At 65.8% G+C, this 18448-nt stretch carries 22 protein-coding genes; 14 read left to right on the top strand and 8 right to left on the bottom strand.

The features are described 5' to 3' along the window. Positions 1-10: 10 nt before the first annotated feature. The gene (locus tag L3Q67_RS02465) at positions 11-337 is read right to left on the bottom strand and encodes a hypothetical protein (protein WP_499187972.1); all 327 of its coding nucleotides are present in this window, start codon (positions 335-337) and stop codon (positions 11-13) included. A 540-nt stretch (positions 338-877) separates the two neighbouring features. Here L3Q67_RS02465 and L3Q67_RS02460 point away from each other — a divergent pair. The 10 genes from L3Q67_RS02460 (at position 878) to L3Q67_RS02415 (ending at position 8828) form a co-directional block, all read left to right on the top strand. Next, positions 878-1222: a hypothetical protein gene (locus L3Q67_RS02460; protein WP_499187971.1), complete on the top strand. Its 345-nt coding sequence runs from the start codon at positions 878-880 to the stop codon at positions 1220-1222. After that, on the top strand, positions 1219-1806 hold the full coding sequence (locus L3Q67_RS02455; protein ID WP_499187970.1) for a hypothetical protein: 588 nt from the start codon (positions 1219-1221) through the stop codon (positions 1804-1806). Before L3Q67_RS02460 ends, L3Q67_RS02455 begins: the two co-directional genes overlap by 4 nt. 299 nt (positions 1807-2105) lie before the next feature. Further along, positions 2106-2801, top strand: coding sequence for a 6-pyruvoyl trahydropterin synthase family protein (locus L3Q67_RS02450; RefSeq protein ID WP_499187969.1), 696 nt, complete (start codon positions 2106-2108; stop codon positions 2799-2801). Next, positions 2798-3508 carry a 7-carboxy-7-deazaguanine synthase QueE gene (locus tag L3Q67_RS02445; protein ID WP_499187968.1) on the top strand — a complete coding sequence of 237 codons (711 nt, stop codon included), beginning with the start codon at positions 2798-2800 and terminating at the stop codon, positions 3506-3508. The genes L3Q67_RS02450 and L3Q67_RS02445 overlap by 4 nt, the downstream gene beginning before the upstream one ends. Positions 3509-3729: 221 nt before the next feature. Continuing rightward, positions 3730-4356: a GTP cyclohydrolase I gene (folE, locus tag L3Q67_RS02440; protein ID WP_499187967.1), complete on the top strand. Its 627-nt coding sequence runs from the start codon at positions 3730-3732 to the stop codon at positions 4354-4356. Continuing rightward, entirely contained in the window at positions 4356-5171 is an 816-nt protein-coding gene (locus L3Q67_RS02435; protein WP_499187966.1) for a hypothetical protein, read from the top strand. The genes folE and L3Q67_RS02435 overlap by 1 nt, the downstream gene beginning before the upstream one ends. A 68-nt stretch (positions 5172-5239) precedes the next feature. After that, on the top strand, positions 5240-6238 hold the full coding sequence (locus L3Q67_RS02430) for a nucleoside phosphorylase-I family protein (RefSeq protein WP_499187965.1): 999 nt from the start codon (positions 5240-5242) through the stop codon (positions 6236-6238). Positions 6239-6258: 20 nt separating this feature from the next. Continuing rightward, entirely contained in the window at positions 6259-6951 is a 693-nt protein-coding gene (locus L3Q67_RS02425; protein WP_499187964.1) for a dTMP kinase, read from the top strand. A gap of 31 nt (positions 6952-6982) precedes the next feature. Further along, the gene (locus L3Q67_RS02420; RefSeq protein WP_499187963.1) at positions 6983-7915 is read left to right on the top strand and encodes a DUF2797 domain-containing protein; all 933 of its coding nucleotides are present in this window, start codon (positions 6983-6985) and stop codon (positions 7913-7915) included. 70 nt (positions 7916-7985) lie between these two features. Then, positions 7986-8828, top strand: a complete 843-nt coding sequence (locus L3Q67_RS02415) for a class I SAM-dependent methyltransferase (protein WP_499187962.1) — start codon at positions 7986-7988, stop codon at positions 8826-8828. A 76-nt stretch (positions 8829-8904) separates the two neighbouring features. On the opposite strand, the gene L3Q67_RS02410 is transcribed toward L3Q67_RS02415, so the two are convergent. From L3Q67_RS02410 to L3Q67_RS02395, 4 genes are all read right to left on the bottom strand, one after another. After that, a complete protein-coding gene (locus L3Q67_RS02410; protein WP_499187961.1) occupies positions 8905-9063 on the bottom strand; it encodes a hypothetical protein in 159 nt (52 codons plus the stop codon). A gap of 4 nt (positions 9064-9067) precedes the next feature. After that, positions 9068-9583, bottom strand: coding sequence for an NUDIX hydrolase (locus L3Q67_RS02405; protein ID WP_499187960.1), 516 nt, complete (start codon positions 9581-9583; stop codon positions 9068-9070). 386 nt (positions 9584-9969) lie between these two features. Further along, positions 9970-10161 carry a TetR-like C-terminal domain-containing protein gene (locus L3Q67_RS02400; protein ID WP_499187959.1) on the bottom strand — a complete coding sequence of 64 codons (192 nt, stop codon included), beginning with the start codon at positions 10159-10161 and terminating at the stop codon, positions 9970-9972. Beyond that, positions 10085-10570, bottom strand: a complete 486-nt coding sequence (locus L3Q67_RS02395; RefSeq protein WP_499187958.1) for a TetR/AcrR family transcriptional regulator — start codon at positions 10568-10570, stop codon at positions 10085-10087. Before L3Q67_RS02395 ends, L3Q67_RS02400 begins: the two co-directional genes overlap by 77 nt. 309 nt (positions 10571-10879) lie before the next feature. Between L3Q67_RS02395 and L3Q67_RS02390 the strand changes: the two genes are divergently transcribed. The 3 genes from L3Q67_RS02390 to L3Q67_RS02380 all read left to right on the top strand — a co-directional run bounded on the left by L3Q67_RS02390 (position 10880) and on the right by L3Q67_RS02380 (position 14859). Then, the gene (locus L3Q67_RS02390; RefSeq protein ID WP_499187957.1) at positions 10880-13801 is read left to right on the top strand and encodes a tetratricopeptide repeat protein; all 2922 of its coding nucleotides are present in this window, start codon (positions 10880-10882) and stop codon (positions 13799-13801) included. Between the two features lie 67 nt (positions 13802-13868). Next, a complete protein-coding gene (locus L3Q67_RS02385; RefSeq protein ID WP_499187956.1) occupies positions 13869-14366 on the top strand; it encodes an NsdA family TPR-like regulatory protein in 498 nt (165 codons plus the stop codon). A 10-nt stretch (positions 14367-14376) separates the two neighbouring features. Beyond that, positions 14377-14859: a hypothetical protein gene (locus L3Q67_RS02380; protein ID WP_499191415.1), complete on the top strand. Its 483-nt coding sequence runs from the start codon at positions 14377-14379 to the stop codon at positions 14857-14859. A gap of 3 nt (positions 14860-14862) precedes the next feature. Here L3Q67_RS02380 and L3Q67_RS02375 read toward each other — a convergent pair whose 3' ends face one another. From L3Q67_RS02375 to L3Q67_RS02365, 3 genes are all read right to left on the bottom strand, one after another. Next, a complete protein-coding gene (locus L3Q67_RS02375; protein ID WP_499187955.1) occupies positions 14863-15024 on the bottom strand; it encodes a hypothetical protein in 162 nt (53 codons plus the stop codon). A gap of 156 nt (positions 15025-15180) precedes the next feature. Continuing rightward, the gene (locus L3Q67_RS02370) at positions 15181-16737 is read right to left on the bottom strand and encodes a hypothetical protein (RefSeq protein WP_499187954.1); all 1557 of its coding nucleotides are present in this window, start codon (positions 16735-16737) and stop codon (positions 15181-15183) included. 311 nt (positions 16738-17048) lie between these two features. Then, complete coding sequence (locus L3Q67_RS02365) at positions 17049-17870, bottom strand: class I SAM-dependent methyltransferase (RefSeq protein WP_499187953.1); 822 nt, start codon at positions 17868-17870, stop codon at positions 17049-17051. A 164-nt stretch (positions 17871-18034) separates the two neighbouring features. Between L3Q67_RS02365 and L3Q67_RS02360 the strand changes: the two genes are divergently transcribed. Then, positions 18035-18364, top strand: coding sequence for a hypothetical protein (locus tag L3Q67_RS02360; RefSeq protein WP_499191810.1), 330 nt, complete (start codon positions 18035-18037; stop codon positions 18362-18364). Positions 18365-18448: the final 84 nt, after the last annotated feature.

Raw genomic sequence — 18448 nt, 5'->3', positions numbered from 1 at the left:
GTCGAATGCCTCAGCCTGTAGCAGCTCCACCGAAGTACTCCTCTGCCTTCTTCGGGACCTCGACGCAGGTTTCGTGTCCCGGGATGTCCATCTGCGCCAGCGCCGCGTCGTCGACCGGCTGTCCGGTCAGTGTGAAGCTGCCGCGCCCGGTGTCGTGCATCCGGGCACCGAGGTACGTGCCCGGCTGCACGTGCACCAGTAGCCGGTGCGGAACCTCGACGTGATCGTCACGACCTGGCACCCTCCACCCCTGCACCACGTAGGTATCCCGGTCGGTGGCGTACAGCGTGGGTGAACCACCGCCCTGTGTGGCCTTGCCCAGAAACGTTAACTGCATGGCGAATCCTCCGCTATCGATGTGCGCGAGTTTGCTCGAACAGCATCGATCGTGCCTTCACCTGCGTATATCCGTCAATATCTGCGATCGATCATGGGCTGATTCGAGCAAACTGTAGCAAACTTCTGGAGTCTGCGAGGCGGTCGGTCGTAGCGTCAGCCACACCCCACCGATCACTCACCGGAAGGCCCGCCATGACCAGCGTCGCCCCGCCGCCCTCAGTGCCGGACATCCGCCCGCCGGCGGGTCTGGACAGGTTCGGGGCGGTCGCCGTGGACATCATCAACGCCCCATCGGACGCAGGGGGCGGGTGCCGTTGCTGCGGTCTGGCCTGGCCGTGTGAGCGGGTACGGCTGGCCGAGCACGACCTGGCGGTGCTGTCATGAGCTGTCGCCTGTACTGGGTGCCTCCGGCGCGACCATCCCGCCCGCTGCCGGAGGCGCCCATCTCGCGTGTATTCCGTGTCCGCTGCGTCACTGCCGCTTCACGGGCGACTGGCGCAGCTCCTCGCGGGCAGCGCCTCCGCGCGGGTGAGCGGCGATGAGCATTGCCATGGCCAGAGTCAGCCATCTCCAGCAGCAACGCGAGTTGGACGCTCTGTTGGCCTACCTGCTCGCCGGGGAGTACGGCACCGGCGAGCACGCGGCGGCCGAGCGGCGACTCGTCGCGATGGTGGCGGCGCTGGCGCACCTGCTGAGACTGCACCACGTCGACGAGCGACGCCGGTGCACCGTGTGCCGGCCGCAGCCTCGCACTTGGTGGTGGCCCTGGCGGCGCCGGTCGACGTGCACGGTACAGACCGCCCTCACCTTCGCGCGCTTCCCACCAGCCAAGCTCGTGTCCACTGCTGGCGTCGCGCCTACCGGTTCGGAGAGTTCGTTGTGACCACTGCCGTGATCCGCCTCGCCGGTGACCTTTCACTTGTGCGGTCGTCGCCGCATTCTCACCCGGTCACCAGCGGCCTGACACTGGCCGCGCTCGATACCGCGGTCACGGTCGCACGCCTGCACACCGCCCACACTGTCGACGCGTGGCGGCTACAGCCACTGGCGAGAGCGGCGGAGTTGGTCACCGTGGAACTCGTGCGCCGCGCCGTGACCACCACCGGCGTGCCTGGCGCGCGCCCAGACTGGTCAAATCTCCACGAGTTAAACATGATCCAGGTTCGACTATGCCGTGCGCGGCGCGGCCTGATCGTCGAGGTCTGGGACGCCGACCCCGCCCCGCCCGGTCGGCTATCCGCTGTCGAGCAGGTCAGTGCCCGGACCGGGGTGTTCCGGTGCCGCGAGGGCGGGAAGGTCATCTGGGCAGAGATCTACACGCCTCCGCCGTGCCCGCGCGCCGAGCCGGGCTCGCTCCCGCGCCGAGTCGCGCAAGCCATTCCGCCCCCGCGGGCCGGGTCACGGTCGCCGGCTCCTGATCACGACACGCTCTGCCGTGTCCTCGACGGCCTGCATCGCCTCGAATAGCTACAGCGGGCGCCCTGGAACAGCGGCGAGGTGCTGCGTCTCGGCCAGCGTGTCCCTGGTGCTGGGTGCTGGCTTGAACGCACGTGGAGATTCTGTCATTCCTGGGTTAGCCGTGCGCCGGCCTGCGACTGTCCTGTCGGGACGGTTACTCGCGCGGTGGGTAGTGCTCCGGACGCGGGTGCTGTGGTGCAGCCGGTGCTACTGGCGGGGCCTGGTGAGATCGCTGCCGCCGGGATGGCCCAGCCGCACCCGCTGCGGTGTTTGACCTATCGGTTGTCCTCGCGAACGGGGGAGATTGCATGGAATTCGTCGATCACGACCCTCATGAGCAGGGAAAGATGATGATGTTGACGCGTCGTTTTTCGTTCAGCGCAAGTCACGAGCTGTGGCAGCTGCCTACGGAACACAAATGCCGCCGCAATCACGGACACAACTACGTGGTCACCGTCGTGGCTCGGGTACACGACGCCGCGGCATCCGAGACGCTGGCTTCGCTCGGCGAGTACCTGGACGCGCGCTTCGACCATCGTCTGCTCAACGACCAGGTGAGCTTCCATCCGACTAGCGAACTGCTCGCCGTGCACCTAGCGGAGTGGTTCGACGCCACCATCGCCGCGGTGACGCCGATGTCGCTGGGCGAGGTGGTGGTGTCGGAGACCGAGACCACTTCGGCCCGGTGTGATGGCGCCACCCGGAAGGTCACCATCGCGAAGAGCTTCGAGACCATTCACGGTGAGGCGACCTTGGTACTCGGCGCGGACACCCTCGACCATGACGGATTCGTCACCGACTTCGGGGATTTGGCACCGTTCGCGCGTCATCTCCGATCTCCCTCCACGGAGACGAGGCTGCGCCACGCCGGACCCGCGCTCGTTGCGCACCTGGCCGGGTGGTTCATCGACAACGTCGAACCTGACATCCACGGCAGACTGGCATCGCTGCGCATTGAGGAACGGACTACTACGGGGCTGTGGGAACGGGGTGCCGCAGCATGACTAAGCTGGCGATGCCCCCGGAACTCGGAGAGGGTTCCGCAATCCTCACGGAGAAGTTCGCCTCGTTCCAGGGCGAAGGCCCATGGACCGGGCAGCGCTGCGTCTTCGTCCGGTTCTCCCGGTGCAACCTCCGGTGCGGCTTCTGCGACACCCCGGAGAGCTGGGACTGGAACAGATACAACCCGGCCGAGGTCAGCGACAAAGTCCCCATCGCAGAGCTGGTGTCGTGGGTGCGTGAGCGCGGCGTGGACATGATGGTGATCACCGGTGGGGAGCCGATGTTGCAGCAGCCCGCCATGACCGCCCTCGCCCGCGGCCTGGCGGACGTGCGGGTGCAGGTCGAAACCAACGGCACGATCGCGCCCACACCGGAACTTGCCTCCTTGGTCGACCTCTGGGTGGTGAGTCCGAAACTCGCGAACTCCGGCATGACCTACTCCACCCGAATCAAGCCCGATGCCCTCTCGGGGTTGACCGCGACAGACCGTGCGGTGTTCAAATTCGTTGTCACCGAACCCGAACTCCACCGCGACCTCGACGAGATCGCTCAGCTCGTCGAGGAGCACCAGCTGGCTCCGGTGTGGGTGATGCCGGAAGGCGCCAGCCGGGAAAAGGTTCTGGCCGGCATGGACGCTCTCTACGGCCCGGCCACTGCACGCGGGTGGAACGTCTCCACCCGCCTGCACATCCTGACCGGAGCGCGGTGACACCGACTCCCATACCGAGCACCGGATCACGCGGTTTCCCTGCACCAGTCCACAACCTCAGCGACCTCCTGTTGAAGGACGCTTTCCCAGGACCAGACCGAGACCACCTGATGCTCGCGATCGGCGCCGCTGCGCTGGCACGCCGCCCAGCGCCTACGCGCCACCACGAGCCGCCGCTGCTGACATGTGGCCCATTAGAACCCGGAAGCGAGGCGAACTCCGTGACCAACACCCTCGACAGGCTGGCTCCCCGTGACAGCCAGGAGCTAGTGTCGCCGGGCCCGGTCGACACCGAGCGCGTCGCCGATCTTGTCGGCCAGCTCCTCACCGCGATCGGCGAGGACCCCGCACGGGAGGGCCTGTCAGACACGCCGGCCAGGGTCGCCGCATGGTGGAGCGGCTTCTTGTCCCCGGAACCGTCGGCCGCACCGACGTGCTTCACCGAGCAGCAACTGAGCGGCCAGTTGGTCGTGATCGGCGGTATGAGCGTCTGGTCGCTGTGTGAGCACCACCTGCTGCCCATGAACCTGGACCTCGCCGTCGGTTACGTGCCGGACGGCGAGGTGATCGGCCTGTCGAAGTTCGGCCGCATCGCACAGCAGTACGCGGGTCGTCTTCAGATACAGGAGCGCTTCACCCGGCAGGTAGCGGACGAGATCGCCGTCGTGATCGGCAGTCCCGACGTGGCCGTCGCGGTCCGCGGCACGCACCTGTGCATGAGTGCGCGGGGCGTGCGCATGGAGGCGACTCGTACCACCACCCTGCAGGCCGGTGGCCGATTCGAGAGCGACCCTGTGCTCTCCCAACAATTCCTCACCCTCGCCACCGACAGGTGGAGGGCCGCCTGATGGCCAAGAGCATCGCCTTCTCCGCGATCGCGCCGCCCGACTACCTGAACGCCTTCGTCGCCCAGGAACCCGCCAGCGTCCACCACGTGGCGGCCCAGCGTGTACTGACCGACGCCGCCTACCGCGCGTTCTTCCACCGCGAGGCCCAGCGGGGGGCGGAGATCATCGTCGACAACGGGGCCTTCGATCTCGGCCACGCCCTGCCGGCCGCCGACCTGGTCGCGGCGGCCCGCATCGTCGACGCCCGCGAGATCATCCTCCCGGACGTCATAGGCGACGGGCTCGCCACCATCAAAGCCAGCGACGAAGCCGCCCGCGACATCCTCGACCTCAGCGACGAGTTCCGCCTGTGCGTCGTCCTGCACGCGGCAGACGATCACGCGTGGCTGCGCTGCTACGACTACTTCGCTTCCAGCGACTACGTCGGAGCGATCGCGCTGCCCGCATCCCGGCGTCCCGCGCCCGAAGACCATCTCTGCCGCACCCGCTGGGCGGCCACCCGATACCTGGAAGACCACGGCATGATCGAGGACAGGATCGTCTATCGGCTGCTCGGCCTCGGCCGCACCGGACATCTCGAACTTGTCGAACAGCGCGAGCACGAATGGATCGCCTCGGTCGACGGGGCCGCCCCGGTCATCCTCGGCGCGATGGGCATCGCGATGCTGCCCGGCGGCCCCTACGAGAAGCCCACAACTCCTCGGATCGAGGCCCTGGGCCCCATCCCCGAGGAGCGGTTCGACCTGATCCGGCGCAACATCGCCGTCGTCCGCGAGGCGGCCGGCAGCAGCGTCCGTATCCCGGGGGCCGCCTGATGAATCTGCTCGCCAACGCGGTCCTGCCCGCACACCCCGACTCGGCGTTGCGCAGCTCCCCCATCGCGGTGCACCGGCACACCATGGCCCCGGGCCGCCTTCTGCGCTACCTCCAGATCAAGGTGCACCACCTGATCCAAGACCACGACTGGGACAGCATTCACGTCGTCGGCAACTACGACCGCCACGCGGTGATCTCCGCGCACGAAAAGACCGGCAAGCTGTTCAACTCCGAACGCCCCACCGCCGACGTCCAAGGCCGCGACCTCATCGTCAAGGCATTCCCCGGCACCGACTACGTCCATCACTACGCGCTGATCATCACCACGTACCTGGCCATGACGGGCAACGCAGCCGATACCGTCACCTACGCGCTTCCCGACCCCGCGGTATCCCGCGAAGCGGTGAAGCGACTCACCCTCGACCTCGACGGCGATCTCGTGATCGTCGGCTGGGGCCTGGCGCACCTCGCCCCGCCGGACGGGGTGTGGAACCACGAGCACGGCTACGCCTGGCAACGCACCGAGGTCCACGGCCGCCGCGTGGTCTACCTCGGTTTCCTGCACAGCATCTGGGGCGACGTCGCCGGGCGCGTGGTCACGCGCCTGGCGGAACTCGGTGCCCGCGACGTCGTCTACGTCGGCAAAGTCGGCGCCCTGAATCCCGACATCGAGCCCAACACGCGACTGGCCACTGGAAACACAAGCCTCGTAGGCGGCAGCGTCGTCACGTGGCCCGACTTCTTCGGTGACTTCGCCACCGCCCAGCCGGGCGTGCACACCGGCGTCCACGTCACCTCGCCCTCGATCCTGCTGGAGAACCGGGACTGGCTGAGCGAGCACGCCGAGCACGCCTTCGTGGATCCGGAGATCGGCCCCATGGGGATGGCCGCACGCGACGCCGGAATCCACTTCGGATATCTGCATGTCATTTCCAACAACCTCGCGCGCCATTACCCCGCGGACTTGTCCAACGAGCGCCACCGCGACGTTGTCCGACGGCGCACCGTCCTCATCAGACAGATCCAAAACATCATCGCCAACCGGCTTGCCGCCCGGCCGACCTGAACCCCGTGAAGGAGAACCACATGACGAACGCGAAACCCTTCAACACCACGCGCGGACGAGAGATCACCGTCGTCGGCATCGACGGCGCGGGCAAGTCCACCCTCGCCGCCCGCCTGCACCAAGCACTCAACGAGGCCGGCCACGAAGCGATCCTGATCGGCAAGCACAGCACCGAAGTCCCGAACGACCCGGAGTTGTCCGCCTACGTCGATCGGCTCAACGCCCTGGTCTATCGCCGTGACGCACGCGTCGCCCAGGCGTGCGGCGACCACTACTGGCTCCTGGCGCTGGCCGCCTGGTACACCCTCCAGGACGAACTCGTCATCCAGCCCGCCCTCGCCGCCGGAACCCACGTGGTCCTCGACAACGCCCACCACAAGATCCTCGCTCGCTACGCCGTGAACCCCGACGTCCCCACCAGCCTGGCCGAGCAGGTCTTCGCCCACCTCACCGAACCCGACCTGGTGTTCTTCCTGCGCATCAGCGCCCGCGACGCGCTCACCCGCAAAGGCGAATTCAGCTCCCTGGAAACCGGCCACTCCGGCGGCGCGGACGAGGACTTCATCCGCTACCAGGACATCGTTCTCGCGAAGCTGCACGAACACGAGCAGCGCGGTGGATGGCTGTCGATGGACGTGACCGACATGGACCGCGACGCGGTCTTCAAGACCGCCGCCGACGCGCTCGCCGACCGCCTCCAGCTCGCCATCTGACCCCGCCCGCAGCCACCACGAGGAACGCACCATGCCAGCGACCCGACCAACCGACGGCGAGTACGTGTGCCACGGCATCACCTGGGCGAGGGGAGACCCCCGGCTGCTGCTGGCCCCGCTGCCCGGCGGGCCGCTGGTGTACGCCGAGATCATGAACCAGCGACTCGGCTTTGCGGTTGGTAGGGGCCGGTGGTGCACCGGCCAGTACCGGTTCGCCGACACGGTGCGCGTCGAGGCCCTGGCGTGCCCCGACCGCGCGCCGGCCGAGCAGAGCGACCAGTGCGCCCGGTGCCTGCGCCAGGACGAGTTCCGCTTCGCCCACCAGTTCCACCAGGACGGCAACGTCCCCGCGGCCCTGCGCCAGTACATGGACCAACCGCACTGGCTCTACCTCGCCACCTTCGCCGACGGCATCACCAAGGTCGGCACCGCAGCCGAACCACGCAAGCAATCCCGCCTCGACGAACAGGGCGCTCTGATCGCCACCTACCTGACCAAGAGCCCCGACGGCCGGGCCGTACGGCACCTCGAAGACGCCCTCGCCCGCGGCCTGCAGGTACCCCAGACCGTCCGGGCCTCCACCAAGCTCAAGGCACTGGCCAACCTGACCGACCTGTCCGCCGCGAGCGAGACCCACGACCACCACGTCGCCCGGGCCGCTGACGCGCTCGCCGCCATGGACACCCCGGCAACGCTGGAGGAGTGGGCTCCTCCGGCCGAAGGCGACCGAATGCGCGTCGCCGGCGGTGTACGGGTGCTGTATCCACATGACCTGGGCGGCGGCGAGCACGGCTTCACCGTCGTCTCGTGTGTCGGCACCCAGGTGCTGGCCGTCCTGGACGGTGACGTCGAGGGGGCCGACGGGGTGGACTACGTGCTCGACCTCGGCACGCTCAAGGGGCGCCGTATCACGCTCGGCCCGTTCACCTCGCCCGTCGTCGCCTTCCAGGACTCTCTCTTCTAGCCGCCTCCGCCTGGCTCGTCGCGTCCTTCCGCGGGAGCCCGGTCTGCCCCCCTGAATCGAGGTAGCCACGATGGCGCCCCTGGACGCCCTTCTCGGCTGGGATGAAGACACCACCGCAGAGGCGTACGCCGCCTTCACCCGTGACTTCCCCATGTACGCGGCCACCAGCCGAGACCTTGCCCGCCGCGCTGAGCTCACCGACGGCCGCCGGGTGGTCGACCTGTGCGGCGGAGCCGGCGCGACCGCAGAGGCAATTCTCGAACTCGTCCCGATCGACGCCCAGGTCGTCTCCCTGGACAACGCCGCTGCCATGCAGCGCGTTGGCCGACGCACCCTGACCGACCCGCGCCTGACCTGGGTCACCGCCTCAGCCGAAGAACTGGCCGACCACGTTCCCGGCGCGGTGGACGCGGTGGTGTGTAACTCCGCGATCTGGAAGACCGACGTGCCACAGGTGTTCGCCGCCGTCCATCAGGTCCTACGCCCTGGCGGCCGGTTCGTGTTCAACGTCGGCGGCGGCTTTACCGGCGTTCGCCACCGCGACGAGACCAGCGTGCGCACCGGACCGTCGCTGAACACCTTGATCCATCAGGTCGCGGCCCGTGACTACGGCTACGCCCCGCCGCCTCCAGCCGCCGGGGCAGCTCCCAAGCTGTCGGTGGACACGATCGCCGGGCACCTGGCAGTCGCCGGGCTGACCGTGCTTGACACCGAGGTCGTCGCCCAGCACAGCACGATGGCCGAGAAGAAGGCGTGGCTGTCGATTCCGGTCTTCGCTCGCCCCGACGGCGAGTTCACACACGCTCAGCGGACGGACATCCTCGACAAGGCGTACGCGCTGACCACACCCGACACGCCGACCGTGACGAGCTGGCTCGTGGTGGTCGCGCAGCGACCCAGAGGACAACGTTGACCGCCCCACCGCAGGTCAGTAGCTGCGGCAGTGGGACAACGTACTGCGACCACGCGGCCGTCGGTGTGCTCGCCCCTCACCGGCCGGTCTGCTGGCCTTCGAACGGGCGAGGCCCCCGGCGGGGATCGCACCGGTCGCCGGTCATGTCGACCAGCACGCAGTGCCCGAGCAAGCCGCCCACATTGAGGTCACCGAAGAAGTGATCGAGAAGGTCCTCTGACCGTGGACCGGCCACGGCCTCAGTGCGCCCCCACTACGTTCCCCGCTGCCAATCGGCGCACGTAAGCGCGGATACGTTCGCGGTCCTCGGGGAACACGCTCTCCCACGTCTTGTCTAGATCGGCCCACTTCGACGGCTGCCCAGCCTCTCCGCCGAGCGCAACATCACGGCCGACGACGGCGCCGTAGGACAAGCTCAGCGTCCGCGCCCAGTCGGCACGGAAGGAGCGGACGGCGACTGCGGCCGGGACAGGCAGCAGCTCGCCCGCGATGCCGGCCTCCTCCACGAGTTCACGGGCCGCGGCTGCCCGCGGCGTCTCGCCCGGCTCGACCTTGCCGCCAGGCGGGACCCATCCACGCACGCGATGCCGCACCAGCAGGACGTGGCTGTACGTCGGGTCGGTGACCCAGACCTCCGCCGCGAGCGGCTCCAACAGCGTCTGATGGGCGCACAGCCACGCCTGAGCATCATCGAACTCCATCGCGGCACGGCGGGCATCGGCGACCGCCGCTTCCACGGTCAACTGGTCAATCACCTGACACAGCCTATGCCGACGTCACAGCCGCCACGGACATTGACGAGAGCACCGCCCGTTATGTTCCAGCCCACTCTGCTCTGACCACACCGGCACCGACCCGCGCGCTCGGACTGGCCGCGATCGCCCACCAAGCCCTGACTTGACGCGACGAGGCCACCGCGCCAACTGAACCCGAAGGCTGCGTGACCTGCGGAAACTTGTGGGCCGCCCGGGGCTCGAACCCGGAACCTATGGATTAAAAGCCCGCGGGTTCGATCGCGGTGATCTTGAAAAGGCCTTCGGTTACAAGGCTTCTATCTGCGACTTTCAGGACTTTAAGATCATGTTGTGGTTGCTGATGACCGGTCTGGGCTCCGTTATGTCTCCGTTTTTTCCTGCTGTGCTCAAGGATGCCCAGCGACACGGGGTGACCTGGGGTTTGCCTCGTTCGCGCGCGGATTCGAGGGCCATTTCGCTTTCAGGCCCTGGTCGATGAAGCCGAGTATCCAGGTGAAGCTGTCATCGACGTCGGTGTTGAGCTGGGAACTGCCGATCGCTTCCAAGGTCGAGAATCCGTGCAGGATGCTGCGCAGCATTCTCAGCGCGTGGATCTCCTGGGGGGTCCAGCTGGTACCCGTGCAGCATGGCCGTCCAGGAGTCGAAGACGCGGCCGACGGCCGGGACCAGTGGGTCGTGCGGCCCGGTGACGATGGCGGCGTTGCCGGCGGCAGAGCGGCCGGGGTGTTCCACCACGTAGTTCCGCATCGCCTGCGCACCGACGACAAGGGCCTCTTTGCCGGAACGCCCCTGGGTGGCGTCGCGGATGGCGTCCGCGAGTTCGGTCATGGCCAGGACGGCGATCCGGTGGGCGAGGTCGGCCTGGCTGGCGACGTGCTTGTACAGCGAGGGCGTCTTGATCCCGAGCCGTTCGGCCACCATGCCCATGCTGAGCCGTTCGAAGCCGACCTCGTCGGCCAGGGCAGCCCCGGCCTCGGTGCGACACAACCGGGTGATCCTGCGTCGCCATGCTGGTGGTCGGCGCGCAGCAGGCGCACCCTGTTGCCACGGGGGAGTTGCCTCGGCGAGCTGGGTCGTGTGTCTCCCTCGAGCCCGAGGCAGTACACTTTCTCCACCCACTTTAGTGATCAAAATCACCCTCTGGTATGAATTGCATATGAGGATGCACGTGCATTCGGCGCCGGACACGCTGTCGGCATACCGCTCAGGTGCCGCCCGACAGCTAGCGAAGATCAAATGAGTGGCCAGGGGGGCTTGGGGCTGGACAAGGAGGGCATGAGGGGCGCGGTCAGTGGCTTGCCAGCGGCGGAGAACATCTCGCCCCGGTCGTTGTCAATTGCGGATGTAGGACGATTTCTCGGTCAAGATGGTCTTCCTGAACTGACCTCTTACGTCGAGCGCGAGCACGACAAGATGCTCAGAGCGCAGCTTAGGCACGCGGTCTCTGAGCGGCGCAGCACCGTCATTACGTTAACGAGTAACGCGACCTCCGGGAAAAAGCGCAGCTTCTGGGAGGCCCTTCACGAAGTCGATCTTTCCTTGGAATCGTGGCATGTCTGGCCCACCTATCATCCAAGTACGCCTGATCGCTTGCTTGCTGTGCTGAGCGAGCTAAAAAGATTCAGTATCCTGTGGCTCCCTGACGTGATCGGCTACTTTCCCGACGAGCGTCCGGACCTCCGTGAGCAGGTAGCAATTGCTTTGCGCGACGTCCTCAACGACAAAAGTCTAGAGCCGGTGCTTGTTCTCGCGACCGCGCGACCTCATGAATGGCAAAAGCTGGTAGCGCACCCAAGGCCCTATCATCGGGACAACCGTGCTCATACCCGGGCTATATTCGAAGGAAGCGACCTTACGGTCGACGAAGCGTTTACTTCGGATGAACTCAACAGGGCGCTTGCGTCATCAGACCCTCGAATACTAGAAGCGGCGAAAAACTGCGATAATAATGAAGTAGTTCAGTACCTAGTGGCTGTGCCGGATCTTCTTAACCGCGTTCTCTATGCCAGTCCGGCAGCGAAGGCCTTCATTGCTGTGATGGTTGGCGCAAGGAGCCTGCTCCACGGCCAGTGGGTACCCGAGGGAGTCATCAAAGCGGCGGCGCCTGCATTCCTCCAAGAACGTGACAGAAGGTCGCTAGGTGTGGGTTGGTTCGACCGAACTGTCGCGGAACTCGAGGAAATTCGCCATGGAGGTGCCGCTGTAGTAACCAGTGCCGAAGTCGTGGCAAGGGCAAAGGATGACTCGGCAGAGTCGGTAGATCCGAAATCCGTCCGCTTATTCAGGCTGCACGACTTCATCGAGAAGCGTGAACTTCGAGAGTCGGTATTGAAACCGCCAAATCGCCAACTTATTGATGCGCTTGTGTCGCACGGTCTGGTCGAGTTCTTTCCGGCGATGGCGGTCGAAGTCAAGCGAAGAATGTTGTATCGAGATGCGCTGAGATTCTACAGTAATGAGCGGTGGCCTGACAGGTCGGGTTGGAGGAACGCCGGCTTGCTGCTGCATGAGCTGGGCGTTTACGACTCTGCGATTAATTGCTATCGGTCTGCGATTGAAAGCGGTGACCAGGAAGCGCTCGTCCCAGCTTTTCGACTATGTGAAGGAAACAATTCCTTCAATGACCTGATTGGAATTCTCTCCGAACCTGATGTCTCGTGTACCAGGGAGGTGTTGACAACGCGCGGGCAGGCAAAAATGGCGCTGGGGCGCCATGTAGATGCTATTGCTGACTTTCGGGCGGCTGCCGCACAGGGCGATGATCCCGCAATGCGCATGGCGGCGTTCTTAATGGCCAGTCGCGGGAATCTGACCGAAGCCGTAGAATGGCTCCTTTCTGAAGGAAAGTCGGGGCGTCTTTCAGCCGTCAGAGAGGCAGCCGACCTCATCGCTGAAAGGCAAGGATTGGAAGTCGCTCTGACTTGGCTTCAAGAGCAAGTAGAAAAAGAGATGCGGCAATGTTTGTTGGTTGGCGCGGAAATGCTGCTCGCTGAGAAACGCTTCGCGGAAGCTATTGATTGGAGTTCGACTGGCTGTGAATACGGGATCGTCCACTGTGCATCAGTTGGTGTAATGGCATACGTTGCTGCTCGGATGCTGGACCGTGCATACAATCTCGCGAAGCAGGGCGCTGCACTTGGTGACTATTCTTGCTATGTTACCGTCGGCGATGCTTTTGCGGAAGTTGGCATGTATGCGAACGCCTTCGAATCTTATGCAACCAGTGCGGCTGGAGGCTTCAAGGGGGCCTATGCGGCTGCCATAAAAATGGCGGCACGTCGGGGATGGACTGAAGATCTTCGGGGCTGGCACGAACGTGCATGCAGGATCGACGCGGCGCCCTCGTGCGCTGATATATCAGCGCTTCTCTGCAAGCACGGCCACGACCACGAAGCCATTGCATTTGGTTTTAGGCATGGTAATCCTACGCAGCCCGATGAGCTACTTCCCATCGCGTCAGCTCTGGTTAGAGCTAATCGGGTTGATGACGCGGTTGAAAGACTGGTCCACGCAACAATGACCAGTCGTGCGCATGCTCGAATGCGCGTCGCTGAGATTATGATGACCGCGGGCGAAGTAACCGCCGCGATCTCATTGTTTGCATCGGCAGGGAGTGACGGCCTGTTGGAAGCCTACAGTCGAGGTGCAAGTAGCTTGGTGGAATTGCGGAGGGCGACTGATGCCATATGGCTGCTTCGAAAACTCTGTCCGCGAGGGTTGGCAGAGGAAAGCCTTTATATTAGAGCTATGGTATACATGAATCAAGGGAGAGGTGCTGGTGGCAACTACGACGGCATTCTGGAACTTGTTGAAGAGCAGTTAAGTCTCAGTAATGCTGGGGCGGTGGTATCATTTGTTCAATTGATCACGAAACCTCTCTCGTATAGTGAGCTGACCGCTGATGCTGATGCTGAGCGTAATGAACTTCAGCGACTCTCGCTTGCGGTTCGACTTCTTCGCCGTGCCATTCAATTAAAGGAGCCTAGTGCTGTTTCCATTCTGGGGCAATTGCTGGCTCGGATGAATCAGCACGATGAAGCTTTGAGTAATCTCACGTTGGCGGTTGTATGCGGTCTCAAGGATGCTGTGCCCGCCTTAGAAGATTACCTCAAACATCACGGCAGGGTGGGAATGGAGGACAAGATTAATAGCTATGGCTTATGTGCTGACGGTGAAGTTAGTCCGAGCTGGAAGATAGAGTATCTGCGGTCGACCTGATCATTCGAACGGCACTGAACTGGCTCAGCGATCCGTCCTTCCTAGAGGCCGCCCAGGCGCTGCGGCTGTGCTGGCGACCCGAGAAGCCTGGGCCTACGCCCAGCAGGGCGACGCACGCGCTTTCCAGCGGGCGGTCGGCCTGGCCGAGGACTACCACGCCGAAGGCGCCCAGGACAGCGACGCCACCACGCCCACCGCGCGCAGCCTCGACGCTGCCGAGCTGGCCGGGGTGATCGGCGCCCGCTACCGGGACCTGGCCCGCTACGACCCCAAGCACGCGCGCCAGGCCCAGAACTACATCGGCCGGGCGCTGCAGTTGCGCCACACCAGCCGCGCCCGGAACCGCGCTTTCGACCTGATCGGGCTCGCCCGCGCGCACCTGGTCAGCCGAGAGCCCGACCGGGCCGCCGAGCTGATCGCAGTCGCGGTGCCGCTGGCCGGCGCCTGGGCCTCCGGCCGGGTCGGGGTGAAGCTGCGCGACTTCCACCGCGAAGCCGCCCCGTTCGCCAGCGTCGCCGCCATGCGCGAGGCTCGTGAGAACATCGCTGACTTGATCGCCGCGTAGGAGAGGAACCCTGTTGCCCCGTATCGGAATCACCGGCCACTCGAACCTGACCGCCGCCACCGTGCCGCTGATCGCCGACGGCCTCCGCGCCGCCCTGGCCGAGCACTCCGGCACCGAACTGGTTGGCGTGACCTGCCTGGCCCGCGGTGCCGATCAGGTATTCGCCCGCGTCGTGCTCGACCTCGGCGGCACGTTCGAGGTGGTACTGCCTGCGGCCGACTACCGCGAGCGCAAGGTGAAGCCAAGCAACGCCGCCGAGTTCGACGAGCTGATCGGCAAGGCGACCGTGCACACCATGCCGTTCGCCGAGTCGAACCGCGAAGCGTATATGGCCGCTTCCGAGTACGTCCTGGACCACGTGGACGCGATGATCGCAGTCTGGGACGGCGGACCGTCCGGCGACCACGGCGGAACCGCTGACGTGGTCGACGCCGCTCGCGAACGCGGCCTGCCGGTCACCATCATCTGGCCGGACGGAGCCGAGCGCGAGTAAGCGTCAGCCCGCGGAGTCGTACACCGCGAAGTACTTGTCATTCCAGCGGCGGCGCAGTGCGGCGAGTCTGTGCCGGTCGGTGACTGTGACGTGCGTGCCGTGCTCGTCGATGACGCGCTCGACCAAGTCGAGGCTCTCCAAGTGCCGCAGGGTCTTTCTTAGCACGTGAGAAGCGTAGTGCCTGGTCTGAAGGTCCCCTGTGACCTTGGCTACCTCGGTTCCAGTAGATCGGGAGTCCGATGATTCCACAATTAGACCTGCTGCAGAATGGAGGCGCATCCCATTCTCGGGATGCGCCTCCGTTCGGTATTCGCAGTCTGGCTAACCGTTACTCCTACCGAATATGCGCATCAGATCGGCCGCATGGAGCGCTCGCGCCTGTCGCCCCGAGGAGGAGCTGTCCACTAGCTTGGACTCTTCTAGGAGGTAGCGTTCTGCTTGTGTTGTCTCGTCTTCAGTCAGCTGGGTTGCCGCCATCGTGGAGAGCATGGTGCGCATCTCCGCGATAACCGCGTCAGCTGCAGGAACCGTCAGCTGTCGGCTGAAGGGCGGATGCACCCATTCTGGCCCAAAGATACACCGCGTCATGTAATGGGGCGGCTCAAGTTCTCCCAGCCAGATCCGGTAACGATACCGCAGTTCATCGCCCCTCCGAGGCATCAAGGAAAACCGGGAGAAGGACAGTGTGGCACCCGCGGCCTTGAGAACTTTGGCGAACCGTTCGTCCGCACCGGCGTCCACCAAGAGCAAGCGCCGTCGCCCCAACAAGTTCTGCACGATCGGGTCGCTTACCCACGTCGGCAGCCGCCGACTCGCATCTGTCCCTGACAGCTCGTCCCGGTCGCCGGGGAGGTCCGCGGCAGCGATGCGCTGGTCGAGGAGGACAGCGCCGTGGACGTCTTCGATGCGCACGATGAGGTCTTTGTGGCGCTTGCCCAGCAGGGCGATCAGCACGGACTCCGGGTCGTCGCGTACCTGGCGTGCCCAGACGGTGCTCACTGCTCGTGCGCGGGCCAGCTCGGCGAGTCGCACGCGGTCGATGGCAGCTTCGATGTGGGCGTCGCAGTAGTGGCGGCCGTCGCGCGCACTGCGGAAAGGTTCGGCCGAGGTGATGCTGCAGGTCGAGCAGGTGCGCGAGCGCTGGATCGACTTGGCCTGCCGCAGGGTCGTCGCCGGGATAGACACCGCATCGGCCGAGGCGTACAGCGGCGTAGCCCGCCCCGACCTGGCTCGCAGGGTGGCGATCGGTGGCTGGGTTCGGGCCGGAATCAGTCGCCGGCGACGAAGCATCCGGGTGGTGGCGAGGATGCCGACCGGCAGGCTTTGCTCGGTGTACAGCGGCCGGCCCGCGAGGCAGCGTGTCCACTGGGACGTCGTGTCCAGCAGTTGACCCGGGCTGGGATTGATGGTCCAGCGGCGCAGGTCCGTGGCAATCACCGCTCCGGGCGCTCGGCCGCGGGCCGGTGCTGTCAAGGCGATGCGCATTTGGTAGCCGGGTTGGCCGGGCAGTGGGGGAAGTACGACTCCGGCCAGGGCCCTGGTGAGGTTCTCGATATGACGTTCGCAGCGCACGTGGACGCCGTACAGGGCAGACCAGGCGATATCACCGTCGTACACAATGGGGAAGTCTTTGTCAGCGGGGAGCAATTCGCGTTCGTGCAGCAAGCTCTCCTTCGCCGACCGTACGGACTGCCCGGTGGCCGCTGCACGCGTACGAGCTTCTTGGTGGAACCTTTCGATGATGCGCCGAGTCTCGTCCGCAGGTTCGGTCTCGTTGGCATCTGCGAGACGTTTGACTGCCTCACGGTGTGAGAGGTCTGCGAGCAGGGCCAGGTGCCGGGCGTCCTGGCGTCGCGCAGAGTGGTCGTTCGTGGACATGATCGTCGCCTGTTCCTGCAGGGTTTACCACGCACACCCTGCCGTGACGAGATCTGTACGGACGTGAGGTGTTCAGCTATTGCTACGCGGGACCGCAGGGACCTTGGGTCGACATCGTCACCTGGCCAGCGTGGTCGGCGGTGACAGCGACGGAGAGCGTACGCGCCTTGACTCGCCACCTACAGTAGCCGACTCGACACTTCCCTTGCAATTGGGGCTCTGCAGGGATTCCCCGGCTTCGTAGCGGACGGTCAGGCCCGGTGGCGGCAGCCGCGTGCCAAGGGCGGCGGCGCTGGCGGCCCGGCTGCCCATCACCGGCGCGGGACGCTGGCGTTGGGGACGCGGGCGGCGGCGAAGTGCAGGTAGGGGTCCTCCTGGCTGACCGGGACGGAGTCGAGTCCGGCCAGCCAGTCGCGGAGCACGAACGCGGGGCGGTCGGTGAGTGGCTGGCCGATGCTGCGGTAGAGGTTCTGTGCGGCCGACAGGCGCAGGTGGTCGCCGGGGTCGCCGGGGTCGTCGGGGTTGGTGAGGTGGGAGAGCGTGAGGTAGCTGCCGGGGGCGAGGACGTCGCGGTAGCGGGCGAGGATCTCGCCGGGGCGGTGTTCGTCGGGAACGTGGTGGAGCACGGCGGTGGCCAGCAGGAGCACCGGTTGTGCGAGGTCGAGGGTGGCGTGCACCTGCGGGCTGGCCAGGATTGTGTCGGCGTCGCGCAGGTCGGCGTTGACCACGGCGGCGGCCGGGTTGGGGTTCCGTTCGAGCGCGATGGAGCAGGCATTGGTAACGATGGGGTCGTAGTCGACGAAGACCGCGCAGACGTCGGGTGTGCTCGCGGCTCGGTAATGCCAGGCGGGTCCGGTGGGCATGCCGCATCCGAGGTCCAGGATTTGCCGGACGCCGTGGTCGAGGGCGTGGTGCAGTGTTTCGGCGACGAAGGTGAGGTTGCGACGCGCCATGACCGTGACGGGCAACACGAGGGCGAATTGTTCGCCGAAGCACCGGTCGGCGGCGGTGTTGAAGCTGCCCCCGGCGGCCCAGTCGTAGATGCGGGCGGTATTGGGGTCTTCGAACTGGGTGAAGTTTGGTGCTGGCCATCGCGGGCCGGCGGTCGGTGAGCTGCTGACGAGGTGGTTCATCGGCGTCGGTGTCCCGAAGGTGAGGTCGGCAGGCCCGGGGGCACCGCGCGCCGCGTGGACGACGAGCGGTGACCCCGGGCGTGGGTCAAGTGGCGCTGTCAGCGCGGGCGACGTGGTAGATACAGTCGCGGAAGTCCGGCGGGCTGGTGTGGACCTCCGGCGCGGTGCTGCAGAACTCGGTCGCGGAGCGGCTGGCGCCGCCGACGAGCTGGTACGCGGGCGGGCCCGCCGGAATCTCCGTAACAGGCGGCGTCGGTCCCGGAGGGGTGGCGGTGCAGATTTCGGCGGCGGATAGTGCGGCGTCAGCGCAGCGCGAGGGCGCGGTGACACGGGTGTCGAGCTGCTGCAGGCGTCTCGGCAGGCCGGTGGTGCTGGCAGTCTGGGACGGCGGCCCGTCTAGCGGCCACGGCGGAACCGCTGACGTGGTCGACGCCGCTCGCGAACGCGGCCTGCCGGTCACCATCGTCTGGCCGGACGGAGCCGAGCGCGAGTAAGCGTCAGCCCGCGAGGTCGTACACCGCAAAGTACTTGTCACCCCAGCGGTGGCGCAATTCGGCGAGTCGGCTCCGGACGGCTAG

This window comes from Saccharothrix sp. AJ9571 (assembly GCF_021725495.1).
Taxonomy (GTDB): domain Bacteria; phylum Actinomycetota; class Actinomycetes; order Mycobacteriales; family Pseudonocardiaceae; genus Amycolatopsis; species Amycolatopsis magusensis.
Note: the sequence above shows the minus strand (reverse complement) of the source record. Positions and strands in the feature narration are given on the sequence as shown.

Excerpts from the sequence above, each read along its gene's own strand:
- L3Q67_RS02465 (WP_499187972.1), bottom strand. The coding sequence starts at position 337 with ATGCAGTTAACGTTTCTGGGCAAGGCCACACAGGGCGGTGGTTCACCC.
- L3Q67_RS02460 (WP_499187971.1), top strand. The coding sequence starts at position 878 with ATGAGCATTGCCATGGCCAGAGTCAGCCATCTCCAGCAGCAACGCGAG.
- L3Q67_RS02450 (WP_499187969.1), top strand. The coding sequence starts at position 2,106 with ATGGAATTCGTCGATCACGACCCTCATGAGCAGGGAAAGATGATGATG.
- L3Q67_RS02445 (WP_499187968.1), top strand. The coding sequence starts at position 2,798 with ATGACTAAGCTGGCGATGCCCCCGGAACTCGGAGAGGGTTCCGCAATC.
- L3Q67_RS02435 (WP_499187966.1), top strand. The coding sequence starts at position 4,356 with ATGGCCAAGAGCATCGCCTTCTCCGCGATCGCGCCGCCCGACTACCTG.
- L3Q67_RS02425 (WP_499187964.1), top strand. The coding sequence starts at position 6,259 with ATGACGAACGCGAAACCCTTCAACACCACGCGCGGACGAGAGATCACC.
- L3Q67_RS02420 (WP_499187963.1), top strand. The coding sequence starts at position 6,983 with ATGCCAGCGACCCGACCAACCGACGGCGAGTACGTGTGCCACGGCATC.
- L3Q67_RS02415 (WP_499187962.1), top strand. The coding sequence starts at position 7,986 with ATGGCGCCCCTGGACGCCCTTCTCGGCTGGGATGAAGACACCACCGCA.
- L3Q67_RS02400 (WP_499187959.1), bottom strand. The coding sequence starts at position 10,161 with ATGCTGCGCAGCATCCTGCACGGATTCTCGACCTTGGAAGCGATCGGC.
- L3Q67_RS02370 (WP_499187954.1), bottom strand. The coding sequence starts at position 16,737 with ATGTCCACGAACGACCACTCTGCGCGACGCCAGGACGCCCGGCACCTG.
- L3Q67_RS02365 (WP_499187953.1), bottom strand. The coding sequence starts at position 17,870 with ATGAACCACCTCGTCAGCAGCTCACCGACCGCCGGCCCGCGATGGCCA.